The following is a 14826-nucleotide window of genomic DNA, read 5'->3' on the forward strand; positions in this document are numbered from 1 at the left end:
GATAAGTTCGCTAAGACACTTAGCGTCGAGCAGTGGTTCGGCTCTTCTCGTGAGGGTATCTCTTCTGGAACTGGGCGTTCAGACTGCCAAATGCCTTCGCGGTGCCTGGGAGCAGCGTCACTCTCCCGCCTTTGATCGAGGCAGGCAGCATTTCGACCCCTTCGCAGACGCGGTCTCGAAAACGGAGGCGGGCTACCGCGGTATGGGCGGGTAGGGGAGAGACGGCGTTGCCCATCGAATAAAGAATGGGTTTGCCCTGGAAGAACTCGTAGGGTTGCAGAACGTGCGGGTGGGCACCGATCACCGCGTCGGCCCCGGCCCGGACGAACGCTCGGCCCAGTTCCACCTGATAGGGTTTAGGCAAGGTCTTGCGCTCATCGCCCCAGTGCAGCGCGACGATAACGAGGTCCGCCTGCCTCCGTGCGTTTTGAACAATCGTTCGGAGCCGCGCTTCTTGCCTTGCGCCCACGGTGCCGCCCAGGTCGAGCGTGGCGATCCCTGCCGTGTCCTGGGTCGCAGGGCCACACTTCCAGAGCGCCGAGGTCGAGACGAATGCGAGGTAAGAGACGAAGGCGACGCGGGGGCCGTTTGGAGCCTTGAGCACGGCGGCGCGCTCCGCTTCCGCCAGGTTGCGTCCTGCGCCGCACCACTTCACCTTGTTTTGGTCGAGCAACCGCAGCATCTCGTCGAGCCCTGCCTTGCCGTAGTCCATCGCGTGGTTGTTGGCGAGACTCACGACGTCGAAGCCGGCCTCGGCCAAAGGCTTCGCATGACCGGGGTCGGCCTTCAAGACGAACTGGGTGCGGGCTTTCAGCTCGGCCGCGTTCTTCCGGTTTGTGCTTGTCCGTGCCCGCGTCAGGGGGATCTCCAGGTTCGCATAGGCGATATCAGCCTGGCGAACCACGGGGGCGATCCCTTCAAAAGTCCGGCTGCTGGGCGTGACGGCGTTGAGCATCACGTCGCCGACGGCCACCATCGACCAGCTTTGGGCCAGCGCTAAGTAGGCGCCGAACACGGTCATGCGGCACGTTTTACCAGCGAGCAGGCTTTCTAAATAGTCACAGAGCCTCGCGAGGGATAGCCACCGCCCCTATCCGACGGAGTGTTCGAGGCTGACTGCGAGAAGCTTTTGCGCCTCGACCGCGAACTCCATCGGAAGCTCGCGGAAGACGTCTTTGCAGGAGCCGCTGACGATTCTGTCCGCTCCTGCGCTAATCCTGGTCTAGATCGGACTTTCCACCCGCACGTAGTCCGCTAAGGCCAGCTCAAGGCGCTTGGCCCCCCGTCCCTCTCCCCATCCGTACGCCGCAATTGGGCCAGGCTCTCCCACAAAATTCGCCTTCCCCAGCGGGACCTGAGAATTCTCTTGAAACGGGTTCGTGGAGTCGTCCCTTACCCCCGTCGTGAAACAGAAAAAGCTGATCGCTCTCGGAATCGCGATCCCCGCCGCAGCTATCTGCTGGGCGCTTTTCCGCCCCGAGCTGCTCTTCGTCAACCAGGAAGTAAACGAGAAACTAGCGGTTGACAAGATTCTCGCCTCGGGAAGCTTTGACTCGTATGCCCACGAGACCAAGGGCACGGCAAAGTTGGTCGAATCGGACGGAACCCACTATCTTCGACTGGACGGCTTCCACACCTCGAACGGCCCCGACGTCCGCGTCTACCTTGTGAAGGATAGCGACGCAGGAAAGGGCGCGAACGCCGGCAACTACGTCGACCTCGGCTCGATCAAGGGCAACATCGGATCGCAAAACTACAAGATTCCCTCGACGATTAACCCAGGGGAGATCAAGTCGATCGCCATCTGGTGCAAACGGTTCAACGTAGGATTTGGAGGTGCGACTCTGACGAAGGCTCAATGAATACCACTCTCGCGACTTGACGTCCATCTAGCACGAACGACCCATATGCACACCACCACGAAATCCTCACTCGTCCTTCTCGCCTTGACCACGACCCTATCCGCCTTTGCCGCGAACGACATCACGGTGACGAGCGGCAAGTTCCAGGGCTCGACCAGCCTCTCTGGAACCGCGTCCGTCGTCGAGCGAAACGACAAGCGGTTCCTCGACTTTAAATGGTCCAAGGCCCCCGTCAAGACCGTAAAGTTTCGCCTAGTCAAGAAAGAATCGCTCTCGACCGGTGCCTTCCCGACCGGCGTGGAGTTTGTCGAACTTGGCACGACGACCACGAGCGTACCCATCTCCAAGTCGCTCGACGTCTGGCTCTACCGCTCCGTCGCCGCGATCGACGCCAAAGGCAACGTGATCGCTTTCGCCAACCTCCGCTCGGCCCAAGAGAAGGGTCGCTAGGAGACACCCGCTAAGGGACCCCCACCAATCCAAAACAACCCAAGACAACCCAAACCAACCCGAACCAACCCGAACCAACCCGAACCAACCCGAACCAACCCGAACCAACCCGAACCAACCCGAACCAACCCGAACCAACCCGAACCAACCCGAACAACCCCAACTCAATGAAACTCAACACGATCACCCTCATTGCCGCTGCTGCGACTCTCTTCGCCGCCGTCCCGTCCGTTAGCTATGCGAGCTCCGTGCTTGCAAGCCCCTCACCGACCGTTTTCGCTCCGTCCTACCACGAGGCCAAGACTTCGATGTTCAAGGGCATAGAAGTCAACAAGGGTCACGCCATGCTCGTCCATAAGGAGAACAAGCATTTCTTAAAGGTCAGCGACGACTTCCAGATTCCGAACTCGCCGGCGCCGCACTGGCAGGTCGTCGATTCGATGGGCAACACTTACCTGCTCAACCAGCTGAAGATTGTCGGTGAAAAGACGAACCGACAGATCGAACTCCCCGGCTACATCAAGGACGTCAAGTACGTGCAGATCTGGTGCTCCTTCGCTGAGGTCCTCTTGGGCGAAGCGTCCTTCGCCGAGGCCCAAAAGGTCAACTAAGGGCCTAAGAGCCACCAAGACGCCATGACTAGCATCCTTGACCGTCGCGAATCCTTCGAACAGGTGGCACTTCGCGAGGTCGAGGTCCTCTACCGCGTGGCAAAACGCCTGACACTGAACAGTAACGACGCCGAAGACCTTGTCGGCCAGACGATGCTCAACGCAGCGAAAAACTGGCAGGCTTTCGACGGCCGTCATGCGAGGAGTTGGCTCATTCGGATCCTCCGGAACGAGTGGAACCAGCTCCTACGCAAGAGAAAAGTGCGCCAAGAGGTCGACATGGAGTCGATCTCCGAGCCGAGCGAAGAGGGCTTCTGGCAGAAGGTCGAAGTCCGACTGGACGTCGAGACGATCCTGGTCGCGCTTGACACGATCGGCGAGGACTACCGCGCCGCGATCACGCTGTGCGACGTCGAAGAGATGGACTACGCCGAGGCGGCCATCGCCCTCGACATCCCCCAGGCGACTCTTCGCACGCGGCTCCACCGCGGGCGCAAGCAACTTCAGGCGAAGTTGGTGAGTCTTAGACCGTAAAATAGGAGAAACGCAGATGAGCTTTCACAAGACAGAAGGGCCCCCCTGCCGGCACATGGAGTCGTTGCTCCAGGAAGTCGCCGATGGCCACGCGAAGGGCTTGCGCCGATGGTACGCGGTCGCCCACGCCACCCGGTGCGTCCGCTGCGGCTCGTTTCTACAGCGCCTCAGCCTTTCGCTGCAGGTTCTCAGGGCCGCAAAGCAGTCTTCCGGCGACCCCGAGGCCGTCGATCGCCTGAGCGCAAAGATCCGTTCCCTCTCCAGCTAGCAACGAGTTTCGCTCTTCCCGAAGCGCGAGTTCGAGTAAGACGCTTTCGACCGGTACGCCCCAGCTAACTTGGAACGTATCAATCGCCATTGCGGCCAGCGCCTGGAGAATAGTGCCCTTATCCTACCGAGTGCTCGAGGCTGACTGCGAGAAGCTTTTGCGCCTCGACCGCGAACTCCATCGGAAGCTCGCGGAAGACGTCTTTGCAGAAGCCGCTGACGATCATGTTGACCGCGTCCTCCTCGCTGATGCCTCGCTGGGCGAGGTAGAAGAGCTGGTCTTCGCCAATCTTGGACGTGGTCGCCTCGTGCTCCATCTTGGCCGTGTTGTTCTTGACCTCGATGTACGGGAACGTGTGGGCGCCGCAACGGTCGCCCATAAGCATGGAGTCGCACACGCTGTAGTTGCGGGCGCCGTCCGCACCGGCGTTGATCTTCACCAAGCCCCGGTAGGTGTTCTGGCCGTTCCCGGCGCTGATCCCCTTCGACACGATGGTCGACCGGGTGCGCTTGCCGATATGGATCATCTTGGTGCCCGTATCGGCCTGCTGCTTGTTGGCGGTCAGGGCGACGCTGTAAAACTCGCCCACGCTGTCGTCACCTTTTAGGATCACGCTGGGGTACTTCCAGGTGATGGCGCTGCCGGTCTCGACCTGCGTCCACGTGATCTTGGCCCCGCTTTCGCGGCAGATGCCCCGCTTTGTGACGAAGTTGAAGATGCCGCCCTTGCCGGTGTGGGGGTCGCCCGGGTACCAGTTCTGGACGGTCGAATACTTAATGGTGGCGTCCTTAAGCGCAACGAGCTCGACCACGGCGGCGTGGAGTTGGTTCTCATCGCGGCGGGGGGCGGTGCAGCCCTCGAGGTAGCTCACATAAGCGCCCTCTTCGGCGATGATGAGGGTGCGCTCGAACTGGCCGGTGTTCTCGGCGTTGATGCGGAAATATGTGGAGAGCTCCATCGGGCAGCGCGTGTTCTTCGGAATGAACACGAACGAGCCGTCGCTGAAGACGGCGCTGTTCAGGGTCGCGAAGTAGTTGTCGCTGTAAGGGACGACGGAGCCGAGGTACTCCCGGATGAGCTCGGGGTAATCGCGGATGGCCTCACTGATCGAGCAGAAAAGCACTCCCGCCTTCTTAAGCTCTTCCTTGAACGTCGTGACTACTGAGACGGAGTCGAACACGGCGTCGATGGCAACGCCGCCGCTAGGCGGTTGGCCGTTGGCGGTTGGCTGTCCAGCGGCGTGGGCCTCGGCCGCGCCCCGCACGTTCAGCAAGATCTCTTGCTCACGCAGCGGGATGCCCAGCTTCTCAAACGTGCGGACCAGTTCCGGGTCAGCCTCGTCGATCGAGTTCAAGACCGGCTTCTTTTTCGGCGCGGAGTAGTAGCTGATGGACTGGAGGTCGGGGAGCTCGTAGCCCACGTTCGGCCACTTCGGATAGGGCATGGTGGCGAGGTGCCGGAACGCCTTCAGCCGCCATTCCAGCATCCAATCGGGCTCGCCTTTCTTGGCGCTGATGAAGCGGACGGTGTCTTCGCTGAGGCCGGGCGGAAGGGTGTCCGCCTCGACGTCGCTGACGAATCCCCACTGGTACTCCCGCTCGGCGACGTGCTCTAGAAGGGCGTCGTCGTCCATTCCCTCGGTTTGCTTGTCCAGATGGTCAGAGATCGCCATAGTCCCTGCTACTATACGCGCCCCTGCGTCAAACCTCCCGGAAGTTGAGCCTAAATGTCGGTCGGAGACGGCCGCAGGGCCTACAGCTCATTACGGGGCCAGACCGTTTATCGGCGTTTCTATTCTTACGGGCTGCATAGGGCCCAGGAAAAAGTTAATGCTGAAGAAAGGTTGGCCACTGGCCCTTATCGCGTTCCTCATCGCCGGATGCGGCGAGGGCTCCGGCCCCATCGCAAAGGGGGATGCAAAGCGAGCAGAGCCCAAGACGGTGGCGGTAGCGAAGCAGGACATCGTCGGATACGAGTTTTTTGACGGTGAGCTCATGACGCCTCCGGACGCTCAAGCGGTCATTACCTCCCCCTACGACACGCGCGTCGAAGAGGTCGTCTCAGCCGTTGGCAACCCGGTGAACCGGGGAGAGACACTCATCAAGCTCCAGATCCCGGGGGTCGACTCGGCAAAGGCGAACGCCAAGGCAGGCGCCGCGTCGGCCGAAGCGGCGTATGAAGCCGAGAGGGCGCAAGTGTCACAGCCACTTCGGGATGCTCGAAAGCACCTTGAGGAAGCCCGGGCGAACGAGAAGGCGGGGCGCGATGCGGCCGCGGCGGGCGAGACAGTGGACCTCGAGGCCCTGACGGTGGAGCGCAAGGCCGCGGAATCCGAAGTCGCCCGGCTCCAGGCGGAAGTCAATGCGACCCTACAGCCGAGCAAGTCGGCCGTCCGTGCCGCCCAAACCGACCTAGAATTGGCCAAAGAGGCTGAGGAGAAGGGAATTCTTCGATCGCCGATCGGAGGCTACATCGTCGCAATGGATGCCAAGCCCGGTCTCGACGCGAAAGCAAAACAGGTTCTCGCGACCGTCGTGAATCCCAGCCAGCTCAGGGTCAAGGGCAAAGTCCCTCCCGAGATGAAGGACATGGTCAAGGAAGGCACCGACGTCGTCGTAACGATGGTGGGTGCAGAAAAGCCCCTGCTCGGCCGCGTGCTTTCGGTTTCCGTCCTCCCTCCTGTGGGCGACAGTGGAACGAGCCCGGGCTACGAAGCGGTGATCCGTTTCCGGGATATCAAGGGCGCGATAAGTCCGAGTAAGGTCACGGGCATCGGCGTGAAAACAGGAACGGCAGACGACGTCCTTGTCGTTCCGGTCGGCGCTATCCACAATAAGGACGGCGAAAAGTACGTCGAGGTCAAGCGAGGCAACGACTGGGTCAGCACGCCCGTCGAGACCGGATTGTCAGACGGCGCCCTCATTGAGGTCAAGATGGGCCTCAAGGAAGGCGACATGGTTCGCTTCTTCCCAGAGACCGAGTGAAACGAATCCGGGGGCCAGCGATAACGCCGGCCCCCGGTTTGTGGACCTCGACTAGTTGCTGATCGTCCACGCGACCATGTCGGTCTCGTGGCACCAGTTGATGACGGCCGCGGGGCCGGTCTGGCGAATGGTGTAGCGGCAGCGGACGGCGCCGGCCGGGCCGACGTAACGCGCCAGGCTGCCGGTGGCGGTCAATTCGCGCTTCGTCATGACCGTATTGATCGCGTCGGACCGAACGTCGGTGGCGTCCCAGTTGTTCGTCACGAAGTTAAAGAGCTCGATCGTCTGGCGGAACGAGCCGGTGTGGAACATGCGGCTCGTGACCGACGTCTTGAGCGCGCTCGGGGAGGCCGTCGGCGATGTGCTGTTCACCTCGACGTTGACGGGCGGCTCTGCGAGGTTCTGCACGATGAACTTGCAGACGCGCAGCGAGTTGTTGTCCTCGGTCTGCAGGCTCTGAAGGTTGCCGGCGTCGACACGGCCGCGGCGGACCGTGAAGCTCTCCGGCTTGACCACGACCTCCGACGATCCCGGGATCGTCACGTACTGCACGCCCGGAATGTTGCCGAAGTTCACTTGGCGCGGATCGCCCAGGTTGTCGCCGCCGCCAATGCCCGGCAGAACCTGGTTCGAAAGGAAGTCGAACCCATCGTTGAAGACGAAGACGCACAACCGGATGTCCCCGGTCGGGCTGCCCAGTTGGGTGAGCGGGATCTTCAGCTCGATGCCGGTGGTCACCGCGTCGGTGACCGCCGTGTTCATCGTCCCGAGTCCGTCGGTCGCACCCGCGATGTTCGAGTTGTTGATCGTGCCGGCGACGCCGTTCGGGTTGTTGCCGCCCGTGAGCGTGCCGTTGCTGCCCGGCGTGGTGGAGCCGACATAGTAGGCGGTGCCACCGTTGGCGACCGTTTCAACCTGCGAAAAGTTGACGAAGACGCCGACCGGCGAACCCCCCGCGACAAAGCCCATCCAGCTGTCCGCCGCAAAACCGGCGTCGAACGTGAGGCCGTTCCCCGAGCCGTCGTCGCCGAACAGTTGGAAGCGGTTGAAGTCGACGTCCGGCAGACCGGCGGGCAAGCGGTTGTAACCTCCCGTCTTGTGGTCGAAGAAGAGCGAGACCTTGTTGTACACGCCGTTGTCCGCACCGACGTTGCCGCCGATGAAAAGGTAAAGGTCGGTCGCAGTCCGCACGTAGTAAACGTTATCGGCCTCTGAGCCGTTGGCGAAGTCGATCAGGCCCAAGTTGTTGTCGCCAAAGGCGGTCTGGGTGTCCTGGGCAGACGCCTTGACATAAACGGCGTCCCGCTGCCCATCGATCGTTGGAATTTGGGCGAAGGCAGCGCCGCAAACCGTGAGGGCCAGCGACGCTATGAGAATGCGAGGAAAGTTGACCATATGTTCTCCACTCTGAGGTTTTAAGGATTCTGGGAACCCGTCGCCTTACCGGCTTATGAATACGAATTCCCATGGTGACGATACAACACTGGCCGCAAGAAAGAAAACCCTACCGGCAATTTCCAGCAGAGATATTTGCTGGTTCTTAATAAAAAGCGGCGCGCCCAGGGAGAATCCTGAGCGCGCCGCCCGCCTTGACGGGGTCGCCTTTTACCGACCGACCGTGAAGTCGATGCTGTCCACTTCGTGGCACCAGAGGCTGGCGCCGGCAGGACCGGTCTGCTTGACGGTGTAGCGCATCAGCAATCGGCCACCGGAGACGAACCGAGCGTAGGGCCCGCCTGCAACGACCGTCCGGTCGCTGAACGAGGTGTTGACCGGGAACTCGGCACGGTTCACCCAAGCGCCGGCAGTGAAGTCGCGCAGCTCAAGGGCAACGCGGAAAGAGCCAGTGGTCTGCATTCGATTGCGATAGTGCATCTCCAGGCTCGAAGGGTTGCTCACTGTAGTCGGCGCGCCCACTTCCACGTTGACCGGGTCAACGGACTGGTTCGGCACGATGAACTTGCAGACGCGGAGCACGTTGCCGTCCGATTGGGCAAGGCTCGCCACGTTGCCCGCGTCGAGTCGGCCCAGGCGGATCACGAAGTTGTCCGGCACGGCTTTCTCAGCCGCGGCCGGAACCGTGAACCATTGCTCGCCATTGATCGCGGAGAAGTCCGCCAAGCGCGGTTCGGCAAGGTTGTCACCGCCATTGAGGCCGCTCAAGACCTGGTTGGACAGGTAATCGTGGCCGCCGCCGTTCACGAAGATGCAAAGCTTGATCGGACCGGTCGGGTTGCCGATCGCAGCCAGCGGGATCCTGAATTCCATGCCCGTGGTGACGCCCGCGCCGTTGCCCGGGTCGATCCCGTTGCCGCCCGGCACGCCGGCCGTGTTGGAGTTGTCCAGGGTCGCTTCGATCCCGAACGGGTTGGTGCCGCCATTGAGCGTGCCGTTACCCTGCACTCCCATGCCGAGGTAGTAACCGACGCCGCCGTTCGCGACAGCCTTGACCTCGCTGTAGTTTGCGTAGAGCTCAAGCGGGCTGTTGCCGCAGGTCAAGCCAAGCCAGTAGTCCGCCGCAAGGGCCGTGTCGAAGGTCAGGCCGTTGCCGGTGCCATCGTCGCTCATGCGGTTCAAGGCGCCGAAGTCCACGTCCGGATAGTCGCCCGTCAGCCTCGTGTGCCCGCCGGCGATGCTGTCGATGAAGATCTCAAGCTTGTTAAAATTGCTCTCCAGGTTGCCGCCGACCAGGATGTAGAGGTCCGTGGCCGTCCGGTAGACGTAGCAGTTGTCGAGCTCGCTGCCGTTCGCGAAGTCGGGAAGTCCGAGGTTGCTGTCGCCGAACTGGGTCTGCGTATTTTGTACGACTATCGGGCTGCCGTAGACAGGGTCGGCGATCCCGTCCACAGTCTGCGCAACGGCGAGCCCACAGGCTGCCATGAGCGCGGTGGTGAAAATGCCTTTTGTCAGTTTCATGTCTCTTCTCCTCATTGAGTCCGTCATGCGAGGCGGAAGCTACTGCTCCTGCCTGTGAATACGAATTCACAGTTAGTATACGGCACAAATCACCCTGAGTGGCAAGTGCATCTGCCCGCAGGTGTGCGAGATTTCCACCAGCCCCGCAAAGCTGCTGGAGAGACAAAAAGAAGGCCGCCCCCGCTAGAGGGGCGGCCTTTGGCCTTCTGTCGAGCCAGGCGTTACTGGCCGACGGTCCAGACCGCGCGGTCTGTGAGCTGGCACCAGATGCTGGCGCCGGCAGGGCCGGTCTGCTTGATGCGGTATCGCGCGCGCAGGGCGTTCCCGCCCCCGACGTAGCGGCCCAAGGAACCGGTTCCGTTCAGAGTGCGCTCAGTGAACGTCGTGCCGACGGCGTCGGTGCGGACGTCGGTCGCATCGAACGAGTTCGTCTGCCAGTTGTACATGTCCAGGATCTGGCTGAACGAGCCCGTAGTGTCCATCCTGGAAAGGACGGTGAAGCTCAGCGAGGTCGGGTTGCTTCCCGGCGCCGTGCCGTCGATTTCGACGTTGATCGGTTCGACGAACTGGTTCGGCACGATGAACTTGCACACGACGAGCGAGTCGCCGTCACGCCCCGCAAGGCTCTGGACGTTGCCGGAGGCGAGGCGGCCCAGGCGGACCGTGAAGCTGCCCGGCGCGACTTCGACGTTCGAGCCGCCCGTCACGGTGAGGACGGCGTTGCCGGTCGCCGTCTGGCGGTCCGGGTTGGTCAGGGTCAGGTTGCGAGTGCCGGTGGCGGCGTTCGCCGCGACCGTGACGTTCAGTACGACCTGGGTCGGGTTGCTGTGGTTGAACGTGATGCTGTTGACGGTGACGCCCGTGCCGCTGAAGAGCGCTTCGAGGCGCTGCGGGAAGCTGGCGTCGTTGTCGTAGTACTCACGGCCGTTGGAGCCGTCGCCGGTCACCGTGATGTTGGTCGTCTGGCCCTGGGCCACCGAGTTCGGAGCGAGGCTGACGATCGGGCACGGAGCCGGAGCCTTCAGTTCGGCCCAGCGGGTGGACCACACGCCGGCGGAGGCCACCGTCTCCTGGATCGTCCAGACGGTCTGGTCGTCCGCGGGGTCCACGAAGGTTCCAGAATAGTCGCCCCAGCGGCCAGCGTTATAGCCGGCCGTGCTCTGGAAGTACGTTTCCGGGGCGCCGGTCTGGCCGAGCGGGGCACCAAACAAGCGGCCCGCATGGATCGCGCGGATGAACGTCGAGGAGTTGGCGCTGTTCGCGCCGATGGCGAGGTGGCCCTGGCCCGTCATGGCGCAGCTGCCCATCCAGTAGTACTGGAAGCCGCTGCTGGCCGGGTCGAAGAGGGTGCCGGCCTGGCGAAGGGTCGGCGTGGCGTTCGTAAGGTTGACGAGCTCGTACCAGCGCATGCCGACACGGGTCGCGCCGACGCCGCCGTTGGCGTTCCCGTTTTGGTCGCAGTTCGTCGCGTGGGCGCATGTGAGCGTCCACGTGTTCGTCTTTCGGTTCAGGCGGATCTGGGCGTGGAAGATGCGGTCGCCGAGGCTCGGCTGGCTACCGCCGTTGCTCGGGATGTTGCCCGGGACTGACGTCGCCGGCACGTTGATCACGATGTTGCCGGAGATCGAGGGAACGTTGTTCGACCAGCTAAGCTTGCGCATAACGAGCTGGCCTGTCGCGCCCTGGTTAGGGCCGATGATGTAAGACTCCGGCGCGTTCGGATCCGGATTGTCCACACCGCGAGGCGAAAACGGAGCGGTGCCGCTGGTGCCGCCAGTCGTGAACCGGAACCCCGTCACAAGCCCAGAGCCAACCAGGTTGGCCTTGGGGATGACCGTCACGGCCGTTCCGAGGAACGCGGAAAGGCTCGTGTTGAACGTGTTCTCGCCGACGATGACGCCGTACCGGTCGACGCCGCAAGACTCATAGTCCGAGAAGGCGCCCGGAACCTGGTAGTACCAGAACGTGAAGTTCGACTGGTTCGTGATCGTCGGCCCGTTCGAAACGGCGAGGCAAATGCGGTTCGGGGCGTTGAAGGTGATCGCGACGATGTACCACTTCTGGCTCAGCGGGTCGTACGTGGCCCGCGGGTCGATCGCGTCGGACCCGCCGCCGACCGACGAGAAGAACGCCTGAGAGGTGATTCGTGGCCCCAGGTTTCCGTCCTTGTCGCGCCAGTTGATCATGCCGTTCACGAACGTGCAGACCTGGGTGGGGCCGATCGAGCCGAAGCTGTCCGGAGGGGTGTACTGCGTGGCGGGCTCACCAACGAAGCTGCGGCCGAGGGTCTGCGGCGCCAAGGGGCCGCTCGCCGGGCCCTCGTCCATCGGGTACCGGTTGCCCGGCAGGGCTTCCTTCGCCAGAGGCAGGTTCTCGCGACCGAGTTCCTGTTCTTCCGTTCGCTTCGGAACGATGAAGCCTGCGTAAGTGGGATTGTCGAGGCGGGCCAGCTCTTCAATGCTGAACGTGTAGCCGCCTTGGAGCTGGATAGGCGTGCCTTCGGTGTAACCCTTGGGCGCTTGCGCGGGCGATATTGATGTAAGGACCGCCGCGAAAAGCAACGGACGGCAAAGGCGAGTGAGTGTCAAATGCATCTCCTAGGTGGGGGCAACGGCTCGTTAAGGCACGAAGCACGCCAATTTGGAAGATACCGTCCCAATCTGTCAAAAAAAATCTCTGCCAGACAATCTGGCAGAGATGCGGGTTTTTTGGCCAACCCGCCTGAGGGCGGGCTGGCCGTTCGCGGTCACGCCTTAAGGCGTGTAGATCCACTTGGCCTGGTCAGCCTGGTGGCACCAGATGCTGGCGCCGGCCGGGCCGGTCTGCTTGATGCGGTACCGGGCGCGGACGGCGTTTCCGGCCGAGAAGTAGCGGCCCAAGTTGCCGGTCGCGGTGAGCGTCCGGGTCGCATAGGTCGTGTTGATCGAGTCCGTGCGGACGTCGTTCGAGTCGAACGCGTTCGTCTGGAAGTCGTACAGGTCGAGCGTCTGGCTAAAGGCGCCTGTCGTGTCCATCTTCGCGACCATCTCGAACTTCAGGTCGGTCGGGTTGTTGCCCGGGGCCGTGCCGTTGACTTCGACGTTGATCGGTTCGACGAACTGGTTCGGGACGATGAACTTGCAGACCTTCAGGGCGTCGCCATCGACGTTGGCCAAGCTGGCAACGTTGCCCGAATCCAGGCGGCCGAGACGGACGGTGAAGGAGTTCGGGGCGATCGCGACCGCGCCGCCGCCCGCGGTGACGGTGAAGACACCGGTTCCCACAGTGGCCTGGCGGTCAGGGTTGGTGATCGTCAAGTCGCGGGCGCCGAGGGCGGCACCGTTGTCGACGGTCACGTTCAACACGACCTGGGTCGGGTTGTTGTGGTCGAACGAGATGCTGTTGACCGTGACGCCCGCACCGCTGAAGGCGGCTTCAAGGCGCTGCGGATAAGAAGCGTCCGTATCGTAGTACTCCTGGCCGTTGCCGGAGCTGCCTGTCACGGTGACGTTCGCCGTCTGCCCTTGCTGAAGGCTGTTCGGGGAAACGGTCGTGATCGGACAAGGCGCCGGCGCCAAGAGCTGGGCCCAGCGGACGCCCCAGGTATCGGCAGAACGGACGATTTCCTGGACGGTCCAGATGGTCTGGTCGTCGTTCGGGTCGACGAAGGTGCCCGAGTAGTCGCCCCAGCGCTGCACGCCACTGAACGGGTCAATGTAGCGGGCCGTGCTCTGGAAGTAAACGGTGGGAGTGCGGGTCGTGCCCAGCGTGTCGTTGAAGAGGCGGCCGGAGTAGACGCCCTGGACGTACGTGGCCGAGTTGGAGCCGCTATAGCCGAAGGCCATGTGGCCCTGGCCCGTCATGACCCCGCTGCCCATCCAGTAGTGGATCGGCGTGCCGCCCGGGTCGACGATCGAGCCGGCCTGGCGGAGCGTCGGCGTGGGCTGGGTCAGGTCGACGAGCTCGTACCATCGCATTCCCATGCGGTCACCACCGGCGACACCGGTGCTGGTCATGCGGAAGTGGTGGGCCGTGACCAGCGTCCATATGCCCGTCTTGCGGTTCTTGCGGATCTGGGCGTGGAACAGGCGGTCGGAGACCGAGCTGAGCAGGCGGGACGTGTCCCGCGTGGGGACGTTGATCGGTGTGGAAGTCGACGGCGTGCTGATGATGATGTTGCCGCTGATGGAGGGTGTGGTGCCGCTCCAGCTCAGCTTGCGCATCACCAACTGGCTGAAGTTCGAGTTGCTGACGCCGATGATGTAGGACTCGGGGGCGTTCGGATCCGGGTTGTCGACGCCGCGGGGCGAGTCGACGCCTTGACCACCGCTCGAAGACGTGTTGAACCGGAAACCGGTGATCAGGCCGCCCGCGCCAAGGTTGGCGAGCGGGAAGATGGTCACGTTCGTGCCGAGGTACTGGGTGAGGCCCGTGTTGAACGTGTTCTCACCGACCATGACCGAGTACTTGTCGACGCCGAGCGACGGGTAGTCGCAGAACGCGCTGGGCACCTGGTAGTAGTACTGGGTGAAGTCCGCCTGGGCCGTGATCGTCGGGCCGTTCGAAACGGCCAGGATGATGCGGTTCGGCGAATTGACCGTGATCGCGACGACGTACCACTTCTGCGTGATCGGGTCGAACGTCACGCGAGGGTCGGAGGTGCCGAACGAAGTGCCGCCGACCAGGTTGAAGAAGGTGTCGAGGTTGATCGAGACCTGGATCGTGCCGGTGCGGCTGCGCCAGTTGATGCGGCCGTTCACGGCCGTGCAGACCTGGCTGGGGCCGATCGCGCCGAACGAGTCGGGCGGGTAGAAGCCCGTCGCGCCCTGGCCCTCAAAGTTGGCGCCAACGGTTTGCGGGGTGAACGGAAGTCCGTGGCTCTTACCGTTTTGGCTCAGCGGGAACGAGCCGCCAGGAAGGGCGTCGGGGTTCTGTTGCAGGTTCGAGCGGTCGCGACCTTTGACCTCCGTCTCCTTGATGATCCGGGCGACCTTGTTCAAGAAGGGATATTCGCGGTCGGCGCGGATCAAGTCCGCGACAGAGACCTTACCGGCATTGACAATCGTGATTTTTTCGCCGAGCGTATAGCCAGGCTTTAGGTTCTGTGCCGTGCCAAGCGTCGCCAAGCTGAGTGCAGCGACCAAGAACACGCTTCTAGTTCGGATTTTTCCGAGCGGGATCGGCATAGTAAGTTTCCAGTCCTCCCCACCCTTATCGTCAGG

General features: G+C 62.5%; 12 protein-coding genes. 6 read left to right on the top strand and 6 right to left on the bottom strand.

What is annotated here, in order from left to right; all coding sequences use genetic code 11:
• Positions 1-19 precede the first annotated feature (19 nt).
• Complete coding sequence (locus KF733_04775; GenBank protein QYK56798.1) at positions 20-1021, bottom strand: CapA family protein; 1002 nt, start codon at positions 1019-1021, stop codon at positions 20-22.
• A gap of 358 nt (positions 1022-1379) precedes the next feature.
• Between KF733_04775 and KF733_04780 the strand changes: the two genes are divergently transcribed.
• From KF733_04780 to KF733_04800, 5 genes are all read left to right on the top strand, one after another.
• Entirely contained in the window at positions 1380-1862 is a 483-nt protein-coding gene (locus tag KF733_04780) for a DM13 domain-containing protein (GenBank protein QYK56799.1), read from the top strand.
• 45 nt (positions 1863-1907) lie between these two features.
• Entirely contained in the window at positions 1908-2312 is a 405-nt protein-coding gene (locus KF733_04785; protein ID QYK56800.1) for a hypothetical protein, read from the top strand.
• Positions 2313-2479: 167 nt separating this feature from the next.
• Complete coding sequence (locus tag KF733_04790; GenBank protein QYK56801.1) at positions 2480-2923, top strand: hypothetical protein; 444 nt, start codon at positions 2480-2482, stop codon at positions 2921-2923.
• 24 nt (positions 2924-2947) lie between these two features.
• Positions 2948-3457 (top strand): RNA polymerase sigma factor, encoded by a 510-nt coding sequence (locus KF733_04795; GenBank protein ID QYK56802.1) that lies wholly within the window; start codon positions 2948-2950, stop codon positions 3455-3457.
• A gap of 16 nt (positions 3458-3473) precedes the next feature.
• Entirely contained in the window at positions 3474-3725 is a 252-nt protein-coding gene (locus tag KF733_04800) for a hypothetical protein (GenBank protein QYK56803.1), read from the top strand.
• Positions 3726-3843: 118 nt separating this feature from the next.
• Here KF733_04800 and sufB read toward each other — a convergent pair whose 3' ends face one another.
• On the bottom strand, positions 3844-5397 hold the full coding sequence (sufB, locus tag KF733_04805; GenBank protein QYK56804.1) for a Fe-S cluster assembly protein SufB: 1554 nt from the start codon (positions 5395-5397) through the stop codon (positions 3844-3846).
• 157 nt (positions 5398-5554) lie between these two features.
• On the opposite strand from sufB, the gene KF733_04810 reads away from it, so the two are divergent.
• On the top strand, positions 5555-6709 hold the full coding sequence (locus KF733_04810) for an efflux RND transporter periplasmic adaptor subunit (GenBank protein ID QYK56805.1): 1155 nt from the start codon (positions 5555-5557) through the stop codon (positions 6707-6709).
• A gap of 51 nt (positions 6710-6760) precedes the next feature.
• Here the strand turns inward: KF733_04810 and KF733_04815 are convergent, their stop codons facing one another.
• The 4 genes from KF733_04815 to KF733_04830 all read right to left on the bottom strand — a co-directional run bounded on the left by KF733_04815 (position 6761) and on the right by KF733_04830 (position 14748).
• The gene (locus KF733_04815) at positions 6761-8104 is read right to left on the bottom strand and encodes a hypothetical protein (GenBank protein QYK56806.1); all 1344 of its coding nucleotides are present in this window, start codon (positions 8102-8104) and stop codon (positions 6761-6763) included.
• Positions 8105-8314: 210 nt separating this feature from the next.
• Positions 8315-9625 carry a hypothetical protein gene (locus KF733_04820; protein ID QYK56807.1) on the bottom strand — a complete coding sequence of 437 codons (1311 nt, stop codon included), beginning with the start codon at positions 9623-9625 and terminating at the stop codon, positions 8315-8317.
• Positions 9626-9846: 221 nt separating this feature from the next.
• Positions 9847-12213 carry a hypothetical protein gene (locus KF733_04825; protein ID QYK56808.1) on the bottom strand — a complete coding sequence of 789 codons (2367 nt, stop codon included), beginning with the start codon at positions 12211-12213 and terminating at the stop codon, positions 9847-9849.
• Positions 12214-12378: 165 nt separating this feature from the next.
• On the bottom strand, positions 12379-14748 hold the full coding sequence (locus tag KF733_04830; protein ID QYK56809.1) for a hypothetical protein: 2370 nt from the start codon (positions 14746-14748) through the stop codon (positions 12379-12381).
• Positions 14749-14826 lie beyond the last annotated feature (78 nt).

The sequence above is a fragment of the Fimbriimonadaceae bacterium genome (genome assembly GCA_019454125.1).
In the GTDB taxonomy this organism is placed as follows: domain Bacteria; phylum Armatimonadota; class Fimbriimonadia; order Fimbriimonadales; family Fimbriimonadaceae; genus JALHNM01.